We start from the raw sequence: 16182 nt of genomic DNA, 5'->3' as shown, positions 1-16182 counted from the left end.
ACTGGGGGCATCAGGGATAGCAATAGGAATCGGACGAACAGTCGCCACCCTCCAGCCTGACCTGATGAGGCCGGTGCCCCTTGGGCCAGTCGACGAAGAACCTGTCGTCGAAGCGGATGCCGCCCTTTTCTGCGACATCGAGCTTCACCATCCAACCGTCAATTCCATCGGGATAGAACTGCGGGTCGATGGCCCCGTAGAGCGAGTTGGTGAAGTAGACCCGCTTGCCGTCGCGGCTGATCTCGACCATTTGCGGGCCGCCGTTGAGATGGCCGTTCTTCGCTCCGGGATGGGAGGTGCGGGAAACGATGCCGCCAATGCGGACCCTTCCGGTTTCCACAGGTTTGAACGGATCCGACACGTCGTACTGAATCATGTCGCCGGTGCCCCAGCAGGACACGTAGAGGTAGCGATCGTCCATCGAGAGGTCGATATCCGTGACAAGGGGCGCAACCGCATTGAACCCCTTCAGGACCGGTGGCAGGAGATCGGGATCGGCCGGCTCCGCGGGGATCTCGATAACCTTCCTGACCGCCCATCTCGTACCATCGCGATACCAGGTCCAGATCGAGGCGGAGAGGTCCTTTAGGCTGATGACGCAGCCGACGAAGCCATAGGCCTTCCTTGGGTCATGGGCCGGGCGCAGTTCGAAGACGAGCTGGTGCTCTTCGCCGAAATCGATCTCCTGCAAATGCTTGCGCGTGTGCAGGTCCCAGAAGTGCAGGCGTCGCCCGTATTTGCTGCCGAGCAGGACCTCGGGAATCAGCCCATCCTCGAACGTGTCCGGCGTGCCCCACTCGCTGGTCACCATGGTGTCGTGGCCGAGATGCCACCAGAAATCATAGGCGAGCTTCTGCGGGCCACGGTCCATCTCCCATTGCCCCAGCACGTCGAAGCTGACGGGGTCGAGCAGGAAGATGCCGCCGGGCTCCTTGCCTTCGGCATTGCCGAGCGCATTCACGTAAATGCCCTCCGGCCCGCAATGAATGGTGTGCAACCGCGAATACCTTGCCTTCTCGGCGACCTCCTGGGGCTCGATGACCCGCGCGATCGTCGGTTTCCTCGGATCGGGTCTGGTGTCGATGATATGCAGCCGCGATGAGCGCAGCCCGGGAACGACAAGGTAGCGCCGCTCCATATGGGGGTGCGGCGCATTCGGGCACAGGCAGGATGAGCAGGCATTCCAACCGAAATGATGCAGCTCATCGCCCGTATTCGGCATCTCGACCTGGCCGACGATCTGCGCATAGCTCGAAGATGCGGGGTCGACGTCGACGACGGCGATCGCGTCGGGCGTCCTGCGCTCCGGATCGAAGGAGGCTACATAGGCCAGCCGCTCGGCGGGCGCCTTGGCTGCCAGCCGAGGCGAGGGGTAGAAGGAAGGATCGGGTCGCCAGCTTACCATGATCATTCTCCCGAGCACCCCAGCGCCCCGGACAACAGGTCTCTGTATAGCCTAGGCACAGCGTTGCGGCTTGTTGTTTTCTGGCTCGAGATGGAGGCAGGGGGGCAGCGGAACCTGGGCTGCTTGATCGATCAAGTTGCTGGCGCGTGACCGCTTTGACGTGTATCAGGCGCTCCAATGGCAATGAACGATATCCAATCGACGGAAGCCCGTCCCTTCGGCGCTTTCGCACCTCAGGGGCTCGTGGCCCGCATCATCCACTGGACGCGCGGCGCTCCGGACAGCTACCTCGGCCGCAAATTCGCCTATGCGCTGCGCCGCATCGGCCTGAGTTCGCTTGCCGGCCAGCCGGTCGATATCGAGGCGCTCGGCGTGCAGATGCGCCTCTATCCGGACGGCAATGTCTGCGAGAAGCGTGTGCTGTTCACGCCGCAATATTTCGACCGCTTCGAGCGCGAGCTGCTGACGGACCGGGCGCGCCAGTGTGAAGGCTTCCGCTTCATCGATATCGGCGCGAATATCGGCGCCTATTCGCTTTGTGTTGCGGCTGCAGCCGGCCCCGGAGCACGTATCCTGGCCGTCGAGCCGCAGCCCGAGGTTTTTTCGCGCCTGACCTTCAATATCGCACAAAATCCATTTGGCTCGGTCAAGGCGGTTGCCTGCGCACTGGCCGACAAGCCGGGTGAATTGACGCTGTTTCTCGACCCGACCAACCGTGGCGAGTCAAGTGTCCGCATCCTGCGCTCCAGCGCAGGCAGCACGGTGCGGGTGCCGGCGACGACGCTGCTCGCCCTGATGGAGAACGAGGGCTATGACCGTCTCGACGCGGTCAAGCTCGATGTCGAGGGCGCAGAGGACCTGATCCTCGAACCTTTCTTGCGCGATGCGCCCGAAGCGCTCTGGCCGCAACTGATTGTCATCGAGGACTCGCGCAACCGTTGGCAGAGCGACCTTATCGCTCTGCTGACCGCGAGCGGTTATGTCCTCACAGCGCAGACCCGCCTCAACCTCATCTTCGAACGCAAGCGCGGCTGACTTTTTCGCCGCTGATCAGCGCTTCATGCATGGCGAGCAGGCCATACACGGCGTTTCTGCCGCTTGAGCCGTTCGCGCCAAGGTCCTAGCTCTAAAGCGTGATCAGGAAAGCTCATGTCGCAGCGCTCCGACCCCGGCGCGGCATGAGTGGGCGGCGGATCAGCATCATCGTCACGAGCTGGCGGCATGTCCTGCCGTCCGGCATCTGGAGGAGCCGGCCATGACCGACGCACCGCTGAATCGTCCCCCTGTCACGGCCGCGATCCTGGTAATCGGCGACGAGATTCTGTCGGGGCGGACGAAGGACAAGAATATCGGTTACATCGCCGAGTATCTGACCAATATCGGCATCGAGTTGCGCCAGGTCCGGGTCGTGCCCGATTCACTCGACGAGATCGTCTCTGCGGTCAACGCGCTGCGCTCCCGTTACACATATGTCTTCACCACGGGTGGCATCGGCCCGACCCATGACGACATCACGGCCGACTCGGTTGCTGCGGCTTTTGGCGTGCCGATCGATGTCGACCCGCGCGCGGTCGCGATGCTCTCCGAGCGCTTTCCGCCGGACCAGCTCAACGAGGCGCGCATGCGCATGGCGCGCATCCCCGAGGGCAGTGAACTGATCGCGAACTCCGTCTCGAAGGCTCCCGGCTTCATCATCGGCAATGTCATCGTCATGGCGGGCGTGCCGGCGATCATGCAGGCGATGCTCGACGTGGTCGGCCCCACGCTCAAGACAGGCACACGCATTCTGTCGGACACAGTGCGGGCGGGGCTGCGCGAAGGCGATATCGGCACGGCTCTCGGCGAGATCGCTCAGGCTCATCCGCAGGTCGCGATCGGCTCCTATCCCTTCTGGTCGGAGACCGGGCCCGACACCAATGTCGTGGTGCGCTCACGCGACCCTGAGAGGTTGGGTCAGGCGATGGCCGCAGTGAAGCAGATGATCGAGCAGGAGCAATCTCGCTTACGTCGATGATATCTTTTTTACATAGTTATCTTCCTGAATATATTTATATTTTATTCAATGTATTACATTGATTGCTTTTGATAGGTGGCGGATTGTACGGTGATTAGGTCTTTATGAATAAAAGATATAGTTCCATATGTATTCGACCGAACGAATGCATCATGATTTTTTGATGTTAAACCATTTATAAACCGTCAAATATCAGTATCAACTTGCGGTCGGCTTGCCGGCGGCGCTCATGTCGGCGCGGCGGTTCCGGGGGGGACGGTGTCGGCGCGGGCTGCATGTGTCCGGCCCGCGCGGATTGCTCTGCGCTCCTGTGCCGGAACAGCGATCGGGGGGTTGCATGTCACGCCTTTCCAACCTGTTCTCCAATCGACGCGTTGCCGCCCAAGTGGCGGCGATCAACCGCTCACAAGCCGTCATCGAATTCGATCTGAACGGCACGATCCTGAACGCCAACGAGAACTTCCTGAGCGTGCTGGGCTACACCCTCGGTGAGATCAAGGGGCAGCACCACCGTATGTTCGTCGATCCGGCCGAGCGCGAGAGTGCGGCTTATCGTTCGTTCTGGGAGGATCTTGGACGGGGCGAGTTTTCGACCGGGCAGTATTTGCGCGTTGGCAAGGGCGGCAAGGAGGTCTGGATTCAGGCCAGCTACAACCCGCTCCTTGGCGCTGGCGGCAGGCCGCGGGGTGTGATCAAATACGCCTTTGATGTCACGGCACAGAAGAACCGCCTCGCTGATCTTGAGGGGCAGCAAGCTGCCATCAGCAAGGCGCAGGCGGTGATCGAATTCGATCTCAAAGGGCATGTGCTGACGGCCAACGAGAACTTTCTTGCCGTGCTCGGTTATTCGCTTGACGAGATCCGGGGCCAGCATCACCGCATGTTCGTCGATCCGGTCGAACGCGAGAGCGTGGCCTATCGCCAGTTCTGGGAGCGCCTCGGGCGCGGCGAATACGCTGCCGCGCAGTATCGCCGCATCGGCAAGGGCGGCAAGGAGGTCTGGATCCAGGCATCCTACAATCCGATCTTCGATGCCAAGGGCACGCCCTTCAAGGTCGTGAAGTTCGCGACCGACATCACCGCGACTTTCCGCGGCCAGCAACTCGAGGCTGCGGTGAAGGAGACCGGCGAAGTCATCGCTCGCGCCAAGGGCAAGGACCTGACGGGGCGCATCGCGCTCGTGGGCAAGACCGGCGAGGTCGCCCAGCTCTGCGCCGGTGTCAACGATCTGCTCGACACTATGTCCGAGGTGGTTGGTTCGGTCCGCGACATCTCACACCAGATCGCCAGCGCCTCGAGCAAGATCTCGTCCGACAGCGCCCAGCTCGCCGAGCGGACCGAGGCCAATGCCTCCAGCCTGCAGGAAACTGCCGCGACAACCGAGGAACTCGCGGCTTCCGTGAAGCACAGCGCCGGTCACTCCCGCACGGCCGTTAGCCTCGGCCATGAGGCGCGCGACGTCGCGGAGCGCGGCGGCACGATCGTTGCCGAGGCGGTGAGTGCGATGACGCGGATCGAGCAGGCTTCGGCCGGTATTTCCGAGATCATCTCGATGATCGACGGCATCGCGTTCCAGACCAATCTGCTGGCGCTGAACGCAGCGGTCGAGGCGGCCCGCGCGGGGGATGCCGGGCGCGGCTTCGCGGTCGTGGCAACCGAGGTGAGGGCGCTCGCCGCGCGTTGCAGCGAGTCCGCCAATGGCGTCAAAGCGCTGATCGCCAATTCGAGTGAGCAGATCCATGCCGGCGTCAGTCTGGTGAAGAATGCCGGTGCGACGCTTCAGGAGATCGTCTCAGCCGCGAGCCGCGTCGCCTCGACGGTCAACGAGATCTCGGAAGCAACGACCGAGCAGGCCAACGGCATCGATGAGATGGCCAGGACCGTCGCCCATATGGACGAGATTACCCAGCAGAACGCGCTGCTTGCCGATGAAAGCTCGAAGGTGGCGCAGGGGCTGAGGCAGGATACCGAGCGCCTCAGCGCGATGGTCGCTGCGTTCCGGCTCCAGGAGAGCGAGGCTCGCTTCGAGACCGTGATTGCGCGCCAGATCGAGCAGAGGGCGCCGCATCTCACCAGGGCGACATCCGGCGCCCCTTTATCGCAGACGAAGTCGGCACCGAAGCTGAGGCGCGTCGCGGCGGGCGGCAATGCCGATGGCTGGTCGGAGTTCTGAAACCCGCTGAAACACCACCGATTGGGGATGAAGCGGGGCGCACCTCTTGCCAGCGCCCCGCTTATAGGCTTTCCGGATTGTCACAGAAACCGTGACAGCCGCCCCGGAGCTCTCCCATGGCCGAACCGACCTCCAACAAGGCCTTCCCCGTCTCCTGGGACCAGTTCCATCGCGATGCGCGCGCGCTCGCCTGGCGGCTGGCCGAGAAGGGGCCCTTTGAAGCCATCGTCTGCATCACCCGCGGCGGCCTGGTACCGGCGGCGATCATCTGCCGCGAATTGGGCTTGCGCCTGATCGAGACGGTCTGTGTCGCGAGCTACCACGACTACAAGAACCAGTCCGAGCTCAAGGTGCTGAAGGATGTTGCCCCCTCGATCAAGGCGATTGGTGACGGCAAGGGCAAGGGCGTGCTGGTTGTCGATGACCTCACCGACACCGGCAAGACGGCGCGCGTCGTGCGCGAGATGCTGCCCAATGCCCATTTCGCCACGGTCTATGCCAAACCCGCCGGTGTGCCGACGGTCGATACCTTCGTCACCGAGGTCAGCCAGGACACCTGGATCTATTTCCCCTGGGATATGGGCCTGGCCTATGTCGAGCCGATCGCGAAGGATCATAAGGGCTGAGGTCAGGCTTCGCCGCTTGTGCGGTCATTCCGGGGGGCAGCGGGGTGTTCGGAAAGACAGGGCCGGGGCTCGTTACGCCAGGCTGCGAGCACGCAACGCGATCAGCATGCCGGTAATCGCGAGCGCCATGCCGGCGATCTCGATCGGGGACGGCCGCTCGCCGAGCAGGAGCGCGCCGGAGAGAGCGGTGACGACCGGCACCAGCGGCAGGAACAGGGCGGCCCGCCCGGCGCCGAGGGTGGCGACGGCCTGCGTGTAGAGAAACAGCGCGAAGGCGCCGACCAGCAGCCCTTGATAGATCGCCTGGAGCGCGACGGCTGAAAGTGCCACCTGCGTCAAATGCACGGGCAGCACGAGCGCCACGAGCGGCAGGAGTGGCACTGAGAGCAGGCAGGTCGCCATGGTGACTTCGATCGCATCCGCGCCCCAACGCCGGCACAGCAGGCCGAAGACCGACCAGAGCAAGGCAATCAGCACGAAGAGCATATCGCCAACCCAGGCGCCTTCGCGCATCGGCGTATTGGCGAGGGCCTCCATCGAGAACAGCGCGACGCCGAGCACGATGACGCTGAGGCCGGCGAGGCGAGCGGTGCTCGCGCGCTCGCCGAGTACCCACCAGGCAAGCAGCGCGGTGCAAACGGGGATAAGCCCGGGCGAGATGACGGAGGAATGCAGGGCGGGGGCGAAATGGGCGCCGCCGACCAGGATCAGGCTGTAGATCGGGCCGACGATCGCCGTCAGGATGAGGGCGCGCCGCCAGCCGAGCTTGCCGACCGGAAATGACTTCATACGCCTGAGCGCGAAGGGCAGGAGCACGAGCGCGGCAGCCGCGAAGCGCAGGATCGTGACATCGGCGGCGGTCATGCCATCCGCGACCGATTGCCGTGAGATTACGGCCTGAATGCCCCAGATCGCCGCCGCCAAGATGCCGCAGACAAAGCCGAGCCAGGGGCGTTGCTGCCTGGCGGGGGGCAGCGATTGCGGCCGGACGGCTTGATTCACGCGAAAACTCTCGGAGGGGCGGCGCGGCAGCGCCATATGCGGGCTGCGGCCATCGCGCGACAAGCGCGGCAGACAGGCGAGGGGGGCTGTCGGCGGCGCATGGCGCAGCAACGGGAGAGTTCCTGGCAGTGGGGCGAAGCGACGATTGCTCGCCTCGCCCTCGCGCTTGTCCTGGCAATCTTGCGCCCACGCCCGATAACTCAGGCCGACGAGGAAAGGCTGTAGCGGACGCCTATCGCAAACACAGTTGCTGGACCTGGGACGACGACTGAGCATGGTTCGATGAAGAATGTTTCATGGAAGCGCCGCGCGAGGCTTCGGTGACGGCAGCGCACCGGCACCTCTTTCCGCTCAATTTCTTCACCATTGGCGAGGAGCGGCCGAGGAATTGGCTGCCTCCGGTCATGACGATTTCGGCGGCCTTCGCGCTCACCCTTGCGGAAGCAATCTGAGCCGGATGGATTTTGGGTCTGATGCTCGCTCTGACGGGGCGTTGGCAGCGCCGGTCCGGTAGGCGCTTGGTCGATTGCGCCGCGCGGCCGTGCCGGCGATGCAGGTGAGGAGAACCACTTAAAGCCTTGTGGCTTCGCCGCTTCCTGGGCGCGCGATCATCATTCCCACGGCCTTGCACTGACTAAAAAGTGATATAACATTTGTTGCGGCGCACATTTTTGCCGCAAATCGAGGCTAGTGAGCGGTTGCCCGGCAGGGTTCGGCAAGCTCAGATCGCCAACTCTGTGCCTGCGCTTAAGCCTATCATCGATATCCATGTCTTCCTCTTGGTCATAAGTCCGAGATCCTTCTCTCTATGGTCGATTGGCACTCGCCGCAAATGTTGGTTTGCGGCGAATTGTATTGCCGATCATCATAAGAAAAAAGAAAGGGGCGGAATGATTTCATTCCTTCATCTTAAGGCTCGCAGCATCGGCGCTGGTGCGCTGCTCCTCCTGGCCGCCTGCCTGGTTGTCACATTCACCTTTACGCAGACACCGGCCGAAACCCGGTCTCGCTCCGGAGCCGTCTCGTCGCCTCCGGCAGCCACATCCCAGTCATCCCGTGATTGGGCGCCCTATGATGTTCCTGGAGATGCCACGCCCTGGCGCGATGGCGGCCTTCGCCAAACCGTCGATCGTCCTGCTGCGGCACCGGCCAATGCTGGTTCGGGCATTTCCGTAGATAGTGTGACGGCGTCCGTGGACACGGTGACGGCTCCGGCCGCCAAGTTCGTGAGTTCGGCGCTGCGGCCGATCACCTTCAGCCTTCTGATCGCCAAACCTGGAGAGTTGTTGAAGTCAGCTATCAAGGTGATGCATCTGCTCGGCATCATTCTGGGGCTGGGCGCCGCGACGGTCCTCGATCTCGTGATCGTCAAGTTCCTCATCTCCGGAAAGATCAAGGCCGACCAGGTTGCGATGGTCAAATTCATGACCGGTATCGTATCGGCTGGTCTTGCGGTGCTCTGGATTTCCGGAATTCTGTACCTGACGCATTACGCGGTGTTTGATCCGGTAAAGCTTTGGAACGAGAAGGTCTGGGCCAAGATCGCGATCGTCGGCGTCCTCACGATCAACGGCTACTTCATCCACCATACCGTGCTGCCGCTGATGGAAAAGCAGGTCGGGCGGTCGCTCTTCGCCGGTCTGACTCGCAAGCAGATTGCGATGATGATGACGTTCGGGACGGTCTCGGCGACATCCTGGTATGTGCCTCTGATTCTGGGCGCCATGCCGCATTTCAACTTCATCGTGCCGGCTCCGCGGCTGCTCGTGGCCTATGCGCTCATCCTGCTCATCGCCATCGCGGCGACCCATGGCATGGTTGATACGATCCGGCGCCGCGGCGGTCTGCAGCCCCGGTTGCAACCCGCAATCTGACGCCACAATGACGGCCTGCGCGCCTGGTCGGTACGCAGGCCGGACCTGCAAATCGATGGGCGGTTGCCTGGTCGCGAATGACCAGCCAACCGCCCTTCTGCGTTCGACGGGGAATTGCGTCTCAAACGGGCGCCGATGCGGTTGCGCCAGATCGGGCTGGATGCGACTGCCGCTCGAGCGGAGACAGAGGCTGCTCCGTCGCATTCGCGTTGAAACCAGGCGCTATCCGGCTACGGTGAACCTCCAGAGGAAACGCCAGCCGGGAGCAGAGCCAGATATGGCCGCCACCGAATTGACCGCGTCGGATTTCGACGCCAAGGATGCGCGCACCACGCTGTTCCGGGCGCTGCTTCAGGCCATTGCGCGGCATGGCAAGGGCCGCGTCGCGCTCGAGGATCCGGAGCGCCAGCCGGTGACCTTCGGCCGGGTCGTGCTGGGTGCGCTTGTTCTCGGACGAAAGCTTGCTGCGGGCACGGAGCGGGGAGAGCGTGTCGGGCTGATGCTGCCCAATGTCCAGGGCATGGCGGTGACGCTGTTCGGGCTTTCAGCCTATGGCCGCGTGCCGGCGCTGCTGAACTTCACGGCAGGGGTGAAGAACCTGCGGGCGGCAGCCGAACTGGCCGGCTTGAAGACGATCGTCACCTCGCGCCGCTTCGTCAACCAGGCCAAGCTCGACGATGAGATTGCGGCGCTCGGCGAGGGCAGGCGGGTCGTCTATCTCGAGGATGTCCGCCGGGAGTTGACCAGCTTCGACAAGATGTTGGCCGCCATCCAGAGCCTCGCACCGGCACTTGCCCTGCGGGCTTATGAGAGGCAGCCGGATGATCCGGCGGTGGTGCTGTTCACCTCCGGCACCGAGGGCAAGCCAAAGGGCGTGGTGCTGAGCCATGCCAACCTGGTCTCGAACACCCGCCAGATATTTGCACTTGCAGCGGGCTTTCTCTCCGAGCGCGACATCGTCATGAACGCGCTGCCCGCCTTCCATTCCTTCGGCCTGACCGCGGGGCTGCTGATGCCGCTGCTGCACGGCATGAAGGTTGTGCTCTATCCGAGCCCGCTCCACTACAAGCAGGTCCCGAAGCTGATCGGCGAGATGGGCTGCACCTTCCTGTTCTCGACCGATACGTTCCTGCAGGGATATGCGCGCGCCGCCGATCCCGACGATCTGAAGAGCGTGCGCTATGTCGTGGCCGGAGCCGAGCGGGTGAAGCCGGAGACACGCGCGATGTGGCAGCCCTACGGCACCACGATCCTCGAGGGCTACGGCTGTACCGAATGCTCGCCGGTGCTCGCCTGCAACACTCCGGTCGCGACCCGCGAGGGTAGCGTCGGAAAATTCCTGCCCGGCATCGAGGCACGGCTCGATCCGGTCGAGGGCATCCATGAAGGCGGGCGGCTAAATGTCAGCGGCCCCAACGTGATGCTGGGCTATCTCAGTGCGGACGAGCCTGGGCGCGTCGCGCCGCCCGAAGGCGGCTGGCACGATACCGGTGATATAGTGGTGATCGAGGACGGATTCGTCAGCATCCGGGGCAGGGCCAAGCGATTCGCCAAGCTCGGTGGCGAGATGGTCTCGCTCGCCGCGGTGGAATCAATGGTGGCGGGCCTCTGGCCGGGCTTCAACCATGTCGTTGTCGCGCTGCCTGATGCCCGCAAGGGCGAGCAACTCGTGCTCGTCACCGAGAAGCCTGATGCCGACAAGAACGCGCTGCAGGAAGCAGTGAAGCTGCAGGGCTTTCCTGAACTGTGGACACCGCGCGCCATTCTGGTCGCACGCTCGATTCCGGTGCTGGGCAATGGCAAGATCGACTATGGTGCGGCGCGCGAGCTTGCGGCGACGATGCGGGCGCTGCTGTGACGCCACAATTCTACGGTTAATGCCCGATTCATGATTATGACGGCCGCCTCTTCCCTTGCCGCAACATGGCGCGTCGCAGCGCTCCTGCCGGCTCTTTCCTTTGCGAATCCAGCCGATCTCGCGGCGCAGGCGCCGAACCAGATCTACGAGCGGCGCGACGAATGCATCGAGGCGGGACGGCTCACCGCGGCGCAATGCGATTTCGCCTATCGCAATGCCCGGGCCGAATTCGAGGAGAAGGCGCCGCGCTATGCCTCACGCGCCCTGTGCGAGCGCAGCCACAAACGCTGCGGCGCGCAGGTGACCACGACGGGCGGCTGGGACTCCTTTGGCCGGGGTGGCGCGACCTATGTGCCACGCTTTACCGGTGTCCGCGTCACGGGTGAGGGGGCGGCGAGCCGTGCCGTACCGGTGGTCGAGGGCGCGACGAGGATCGCCTTCACCGGCCGTCCGATAACGACGCTCCAGGACAAGATTGGCGGGCGACGCGGCGTCATCGGCCTGGCCAGCTCCATTGGAAGAGGCGGGCGCGGCCACGACCCGCAAGAGAGCGGCCCCTATGTGAAGCGCGGTGACCGGGACGACACCGTACGTGTGCCGATGGAACAGAAGCGCATCGGCTCTGATGTCGCGCCGGGGCTCTATGTCGATCCCGATGGCGTCGAGTGGTACAAGCCGGCCCGCCGGCATTGAGGCGCTTGCGCCCGGCGTCTGCTGCCGCTAGGGCTGCCTCCAGGCGGACGTGGCGAAACTGGTAGACGCACGAGACTTAAAATCTTGCGCCCTAAAGGCTTGCGGGTTCGAGTCCCGCCGTCCGCACCAAGTCGATTTTGCAGCGATTGCGCGGATCAACCGCGCGGCCGGCGGCGAAAGATCACGCTCAGATTGTTCGCGGGCATCTCGATTACCTCCGGCCCACTGAGGCCAGCCTCTGCCGCCAAGGCGGCGACATCGTCGAGTTTGCGCAGGCCCCATTCCGGGTTGCGGGCCCGCAGGCTTTCATCGAAGGCGAGATTGCTCGGCTCGAGGGCGCGCCCAGGGCGGCGGTAGGGGCCGTAGAGATAGAGCGGTGCGCCGTCCGGCAGCAGCCTGCCGGCCTGCGTCATCAGCCCCTGCGTCGCGGCCCAGGGCGAGATGTGGATCATGTTGATGCAGATGATGGCATCGGCGGAGTGGACCGGCCATTCGGCTGCGGCGGCATCGAGCTGCACAGGCGGGCGAATATTGGCGAGCCCGCTCTGCCCGCTCCAGGCTGCGGTGCTGATGAGCGCGTCCTGATCAGGGTCGGAGGGCTGGAAAGTCAGGGCCGGGAGGGCGGCGGCGAAATAGCTGACATGCTCGCCCGAGCCGCTTGCGATCTCCAGGACCAAACCGGTGGCGGGAAGGATCTTGCGCAGGATGTCGAGGATTGGCTCACGATTGCGCAGTGTCGCGGGGGCGAAGAGGCGTGGATCAGTCATGGGTCGCGGCTCGCTCCGGAAGTATCGACGCTGTCATCGAAGGCCGGGTAGAAAGATCACCTCCCCCCGTCCCGCCTACAGTTAAGGCACGAAGCTTCTTCGCGCCTGTCAAAACTTCGCAATCACAAACTTCAAGCTTACCCATCGCCAAGTCGCCGCGATGCGCTATAAGGAGCGCGAAAGCAGGCCGATTTTGAGCGCGGCCCTGCATGCTGCGGGCGGGTTTTGTTAACCGAGATCCTGATTGTCGTCGCGTTGACCGTCATTAACGGTCTTCTCGCCATGTCCGAACTCGCAGTGGTCTCCTCCCGTCCGGCGCGGCTCAAGGTTCTCAGCGATCAAGGCAGCAAGGGTGCAGCGACGGCGATACGCCTCGCCGAGCATCCCGGCCGTTTCCTTTCGACGGTGCAGATCGGCATCACGCTGGTCGGCGTCCTGTCCGGTGCCTTCTCCGGCGCGACGCTGGGTGCACGTCTGTCGGAATGGTTGATGGAGCAAGGATTCTCCAACCGCGTCGCCGATGGTCTTGGCGTCGGGACGGTCGTCGTTGCCATTACCTATCTCTCGCTGATCATTGGCGAACTTGTGCCGAAGCAGATCGCCTTGCGCGATCCCGAGCGGGTAGCGGCGCGCGTCGCGCCGATGATGTCGTTCCTGTCGCGCATCGGTGCGCCGCTGATCTTCCTGCTCGATATCTCCGGCAAGGCCGTGCTGGCGCTGCTCGGCCAGAAGGGCGAGTCGGAAGAACGGGTGACCGAGGAAGAGGTTCGCACCATCATTGCCGAGGCCGAGACAGCCGGCGTGCTGGAACGCGACGAACGCGAGATGATCTCGGGAGTCATGCGCCTTGCCGATCGTTCGGCCCGTGCGCTGATGACGCCGCGTCGCGAGGTCGAGGTCATCGATCTCTCCGATACAGCCGAGGAGATCCGCGCGCAGGTTCGTGCCTCCAAACGCTCCCGGCTCCCGGTTCAGGATGGAGAATCGGACGCGATCGTCGGCGTTATCGTGGTCAAGGATATGGTCGATTTCCTGTCCGGCGGCAGCGCTGAGGATCTGCGCGCGCTGGTACAGGAAGCGCCGGTGGTGATGGACACCGCCAATGCCCTGCTCGTGCTGCGGGAAATCAAGTCCTCGCGCGTCCACATGGCGCTGGTCTTCGATGAGTACGGCCATTTCGAAGGCATCATCACGCCGGGAGACGTGCTGGAAGCGATCACTGGTGTCTTCCAGGAGGAGGATGAGGACGAGTCGCCGATCGTCACGCGCGCGGACGGCTCCTATCTCGTTGCGGGCTGGATGCAGGTGGACGAGTTCTCACACGAACTCGGCATTCACATTCCGCGCGATGCCGATTTCCAGACGGTTGCCGGCTTCATCCTGGCCGAACTCAACCATCTGCCCAATGTCGGAGAGTTCTTCGAGAAGGGGCATTGGCGCTTCGAGGTGGTCGATCTCGATGGGCGCCGCATCGACAAGGTGCTGGTGAGCCGGCTGGATTGAGCGCTATCACGGCGGCCGTGGTCGGCGTGATCGCAAATCTCGCGCTCTGGTTCGGACTGCCTGTCCTGTTCCGCGAAATCCGGCGCGTCGAGTTGCTCGGTCTCGCACCCGCCGGTGCTGGCTTCAATCGACTGGCGTTCAGCCCTGCTTGCGGGGCCGCGATGATTGCGATGCTGCGCTTCGCGGTCGGGATGACCCGACGCCTGCGCTGCGGCCGGCCTCCTGCTGTCGCGTTTGCCTGCCTGAGCGCCTGAAGCATCGGACCGAAAAGTGGAATCCATTTTCCGGAGAAATCCGATGCTACGCAAAGAGATAGATCGCCAATTGGGTCCTAGGACGCAACGGCGATCTTGTCAGCGCCGCGGCGGCTCGCCGGGCTCGATGATGCGGTATTCGGCATCGATGACCTCGACGCGCGCGGTGCCGGCACGGGCCTGCGCGAAGGGATCGCGCTGATCGAATCCAGCCGCCTTGAGCTTGCTCTTCAGGCGCCAGGCTGCGATCGCGCCGGCAGCGAGCACGACGGGGATGAGGATCAGGGCGAGGCTTGCGGCGAGCAGGAACAGCGTCACGCCAAGAACGAGGCTTGCTGCCATGGTCAGCCAGGACGCCCAGCGCGGCATGCGAGTCCTCTGGCCGGCGAGCTGCTCGTAGAGATTGACGCGGATCATGTGGTCTCCATCCGATGGGTCCACATCAGAGATAGGAAGTGAATGCGGCGAACGCGAGATGCCCTACGCTTGCAATCGCCAATCGTAGAGCCAGTCGAGACGCTGGCGCATGCCCTCTGGCCCAAGGCGGCGCAGTGCGAAGTTGCGCGCGATGCTCCAGGGCCATTCCAGGTGATAGGCCCGGCCGTTGCTGCGGCTCGTGGCCTGGACGCGCCTGGCGCGCTCCTGCCGGGCCGTGGCATAGGCCGCGAGCGCTGCCGGCAGGGCTGCGGCACCGCCCTGCTGGAGATGAACCGTCAGTTGCTGCGTGAGGATGCCGGCGTCCTCTATCGCCAGCGCGGCGCCTTGCGCCATGAATGGCAGGACCGGATGGGCGGCATCGCCGAGCAAGGCGATCCGCCCCTGCGCCATCGCTGCCGGCGGCCGGTCGAAGAGCGACCAGACCAGCCAGTGCGGCGCCGCCGCTGCAAGCTTGTGCAGTTCGGGCTCGGCCTTGGTGAGATGAGTGGCAAGTTGCCCGGCCTCTCCGTCGCGGGACCAGCCTTCGCGCGCCTCCTTCGCTTCGCGAATGACGACGAGATTCGTCTCGCGACCGCCGGAGACAGGGTAATGCACGGCATGGCGGCCGGGGCCGAGATGCAGGGTCACGACGCCGGGCGTGGCGCGGCCGCCGGCGTTCGGTACCAGGGTCCGCCAGGCTTCATAGCCGGTGAAGACGGGCGGAGCTGTGTCGCCGATGAGTTCGCGGCTGCGCGACCAGAGCCCGTCGGCGCCGACCAGCGCCAGTGCCGAAATGGTTTCGATCTGGCCGGATTCGGTCGCGAGCGTCGCGGTGATGCCGTCCGCGTTCTGGGAGATGTCGCGCAGGCCGCGGCCGACCATAAGCCGGATGCCGGGCAGGGAGCGGGCGGCATCGAGCAGCAGGGTATGCAGGTCGGTTCGGCGTATGGTGCGGAAGGGCGTTCCGGTGCCGACCGTGGTCATCGGCATTTCAGCCAGCGGAGAACCATCCTGCCAGCGCCGGACAACGAGGCGTTCGGCGATCACGGAGGCGCGCTTGACGGCCAGGCCGAGATCGAGAGCCTCGAGGACATGCCCGGCATTCGGCGAAAGCTGGATGCCTGCACCGGTCTCGCCGAAGCCGGTGCGCTTTTCCGCGACCGTCACCGAGAAGCCGCGCCGCGCCAGTGCAATGGCGGCTGAAAGCCCGCCGATGCCGGAGCCGGCGATCAGGATATGGGGAGCGGACACGGCTGTCTTCGGCAATCGGATGCGCCGGCGACCGGCACGACCGGTCGCGATGGGAAGCGGTGGGCGTCTTGAACGCCGGCGCCCGTCACGCTGCCTTGACTGCCTCGTGATGGGCGCATTCCGGCGGTGTGCAGGCGCCTGCCGAGAGCGAGGGGGCGTATTTGAACAAGGTCGAGCAATAGGGGCAGATGATCTCGCCGTCCGAGCCCATGTCGAGGAAGACATGCGGGTGATCGAAGGGTGGCTTGGCCCCGATGCACATGAACTCCTTCGCGCCGACATGGATGACGGCAACGCCGGGCTGGTTATGGAAATGCGGGATGCCCGTATCGGCCATGGATCATG

General features: G+C 64.0%; 16 protein-coding genes and 1 tRNA gene. 11 read left to right on the top strand and 6 right to left on the bottom strand.

Annotated elements, in window-relative coordinates:
- Positions 1–10 precede the first annotated feature (10 nt).
- The gene (locus FG93_RS19390; RefSeq protein ID WP_043237315.1) at positions 11–1405 is read right to left on the bottom strand and encodes a selenium-binding family protein; all 1395 of its coding nucleotides are present in this window, start codon (positions 1403–1405) and stop codon (positions 11–13) included.
- Positions 1406–1582: 177 nt separating this feature from the next.
- Between FG93_RS19390 and FG93_RS19385 the strand changes: the two genes are divergently transcribed.
- The 4 genes from FG93_RS19385 to gpt all read left to right on the top strand — a co-directional run bounded on the left by FG93_RS19385 (position 1583) and on the right by gpt (position 6218).
- Complete coding sequence (locus tag FG93_RS19385; protein ID WP_043237201.1) at positions 1583–2440, top strand: FkbM family methyltransferase; 858 nt, start codon at positions 1583–1585, stop codon at positions 2438–2440.
- 220 nt (positions 2441–2660) lie between these two features.
- Positions 2661–3419 carry a molybdopterin-binding protein gene (locus FG93_RS19380; protein ID WP_043237200.1) on the top strand — a complete coding sequence of 253 codons (759 nt, stop codon included), beginning with the start codon at positions 2661–2663 and terminating at the stop codon, positions 3417–3419.
- A 337-nt stretch (positions 3420–3756) separates the two neighbouring features.
- On the top strand, positions 3757–5592 hold the full coding sequence (locus tag FG93_RS19375) for a PAS domain-containing methyl-accepting chemotaxis protein (protein WP_052513941.1): 1836 nt from the start codon (positions 3757–3759) through the stop codon (positions 5590–5592).
- Positions 5593–5708: 116 nt separating this feature from the next.
- The gene (gene gpt, locus FG93_RS19370) at positions 5709–6218 is read left to right on the top strand and encodes a xanthine phosphoribosyltransferase (RefSeq protein WP_043237198.1); all 510 of its coding nucleotides are present in this window, start codon (positions 5709–5711) and stop codon (positions 6216–6218) included.
- A 72-nt stretch (positions 6219–6290) separates the two neighbouring features.
- Here the strand turns inward: gpt and FG93_RS19365 are convergent, their stop codons facing one another.
- On the bottom strand, positions 6291–7220 hold the full coding sequence (locus FG93_RS19365) for a DMT family transporter (protein WP_161783848.1): 930 nt from the start codon (positions 7218–7220) through the stop codon (positions 6291–6293).
- A gap of 296 nt (positions 7221–7516) precedes the next feature.
- Between FG93_RS19365 and FG93_RS32955 the strand changes: the two genes are divergently transcribed.
- The 5 genes from FG93_RS32955 (at position 7517) to FG93_RS19340 (ending at position 11774) form a co-directional block, all read left to right on the top strand.
- Positions 7517–7672: a hypothetical protein gene (locus tag FG93_RS32955; RefSeq protein WP_161783847.1), complete on the top strand. Its 156-nt coding sequence runs from the start codon at positions 7517–7519 to the stop codon at positions 7670–7672.
- 219 nt (positions 7673–7891) lie between these two features.
- The gene (locus FG93_RS32505; RefSeq protein ID WP_210165833.1) at positions 7892–9094 is read left to right on the top strand and encodes a hypothetical protein; all 1203 of its coding nucleotides are present in this window, start codon (positions 7892–7894) and stop codon (positions 9092–9094) included.
- Positions 9095–9371: 277 nt separating this feature from the next.
- Complete coding sequence (locus FG93_RS19350) at positions 9372–10952, top strand: AMP-binding protein (RefSeq protein ID WP_052513939.1); 1581 nt, start codon at positions 9372–9374, stop codon at positions 10950–10952.
- A gap of 36 nt (positions 10953–10988) precedes the next feature.
- Positions 10989–11645, top strand: coding sequence for a DUF1190 domain-containing protein (locus tag FG93_RS19345; protein ID WP_043237194.1), 657 nt, complete (start codon positions 10989–10991; stop codon positions 11643–11645).
- A 43-nt stretch (positions 11646–11688) separates the two neighbouring features.
- A tRNA-Leu gene (locus tag FG93_RS19340) sits at positions 11689–11774 on the top strand.
- A gap of 26 nt (positions 11775–11800) precedes the next feature.
- Here FG93_RS19340 and FG93_RS19335 read toward each other — a convergent pair.
- On the bottom strand, positions 11801–12412 hold the full coding sequence (locus tag FG93_RS19335; RefSeq protein ID WP_043237192.1) for a DUF938 domain-containing protein: 612 nt from the start codon (positions 12410–12412) through the stop codon (positions 11801–11803).
- Positions 12413–12652: 240 nt separating this feature from the next.
- On the opposite strand from FG93_RS19335, the gene FG93_RS19330 reads away from it, so the two are divergent.
- Both FG93_RS19330 and FG93_RS33165 read left to right on the top strand, forming a co-directional pair.
- Positions 12653–13915, top strand: a complete 1263-nt coding sequence (locus FG93_RS19330) for a hemolysin family protein (RefSeq protein WP_043237308.1) — start codon at positions 12653–12655, stop codon at positions 13913–13915.
- On the top strand, positions 13912–14169 hold the full coding sequence (locus tag FG93_RS33165) for a hypothetical protein (RefSeq protein ID WP_043237191.1): 258 nt from the start codon (positions 13912–13914) through the stop codon (positions 14167–14169). Before FG93_RS19330 ends, FG93_RS33165 begins: the two co-directional genes overlap by 4 nt.
- Positions 14170–14268: 99 nt before the next feature.
- Here the strand turns inward: FG93_RS33165 and FG93_RS19320 are convergent, their stop codons facing one another.
- The 3 genes from FG93_RS19320 to FG93_RS19310 form a co-directional block, all read right to left on the bottom strand.
- The gene (locus tag FG93_RS19320) at positions 14269–14586 is read right to left on the bottom strand and encodes a hypothetical protein (protein ID WP_043237190.1); all 318 of its coding nucleotides are present in this window, start codon (positions 14584–14586) and stop codon (positions 14269–14271) included.
- A 63-nt stretch (positions 14587–14649) separates the two neighbouring features.
- On the bottom strand, positions 14650–15837 hold the full coding sequence (locus FG93_RS19315) for an FAD-dependent monooxygenase (RefSeq protein WP_043237307.1): 1188 nt from the start codon (positions 15835–15837) through the stop codon (positions 14650–14652).
- Between the two features lie 85 nt (positions 15838–15922).
- On the bottom strand, positions 15923–16174 hold the full coding sequence (locus FG93_RS19310) for a zinc-finger domain-containing protein (RefSeq protein WP_043237189.1): 252 nt from the start codon (positions 16172–16174) through the stop codon (positions 15923–15925).
- Between the last annotated feature and the right edge of the window lie 8 nt (positions 16175–16182).

Source organism: Allobosea sp. LC85 (genome assembly GCF_000735605.1).
Taxonomy (GTDB): Bacteria; Pseudomonadota; Alphaproteobacteria; order Rhizobiales; family Beijerinckiaceae; genus Allobosea.
Note: the sequence above shows the minus strand (reverse complement) of the source record. Positions and strands in the feature narration are given on the sequence as shown.

Excerpts from the sequence above, each read along its gene's own strand:
- FG93_RS19390 (WP_043237315.1), bottom strand. The coding sequence starts at position 1,405 with ATGGTAAGCTGGCGACCCGATCCTTCCTTCTACCCCTCGCCTCGGCTG.
- FG93_RS19385 (WP_043237201.1), top strand. The coding sequence starts at position 1,583 with ATGGCAATGAACGATATCCAATCGACGGAAGCCCGTCCCTTCGGCGCT.
- FG93_RS19380 (WP_043237200.1), top strand. The coding sequence starts at position 2,661 with ATGACCGACGCACCGCTGAATCGTCCCCCTGTCACGGCCGCGATCCTG.
- FG93_RS19375 (WP_052513941.1), top strand. The coding sequence starts at position 3,757 with ATGTCACGCCTTTCCAACCTGTTCTCCAATCGACGCGTTGCCGCCCAA.
- gpt (WP_043237198.1), top strand. The coding sequence starts at position 5,709 with ATGGCCGAACCGACCTCCAACAAGGCCTTCCCCGTCTCCTGGGACCAG.
- FG93_RS32955 (WP_161783847.1), top strand. The coding sequence starts at position 7,517 with ATGGAAGCGCCGCGCGAGGCTTCGGTGACGGCAGCGCACCGGCACCTC.
- FG93_RS19350 (WP_052513939.1), top strand. The coding sequence starts at position 9,372 with ATGGCCGCCACCGAATTGACCGCGTCGGATTTCGACGCCAAGGATGCG.
- FG93_RS19345 (WP_043237194.1), top strand. The coding sequence starts at position 10,989 with ATGACGGCCGCCTCTTCCCTTGCCGCAACATGGCGCGTCGCAGCGCTC.
- FG93_RS19335 (WP_043237192.1), bottom strand. The coding sequence starts at position 12,412 with ATGACTGATCCACGCCTCTTCGCCCCCGCGACACTGCGCAATCGTGAG.
- FG93_RS19320 (WP_043237190.1), bottom strand. The coding sequence starts at position 14,586 with ATGATCCGCGTCAATCTCTACGAGCAGCTCGCCGGCCAGAGGACTCGC.
- FG93_RS19310 (WP_043237189.1), bottom strand. The coding sequence starts at position 16,174 with ATGGCCGATACGGGCATCCCGCATTTCCATAACCAGCCCGGCGTTGCC.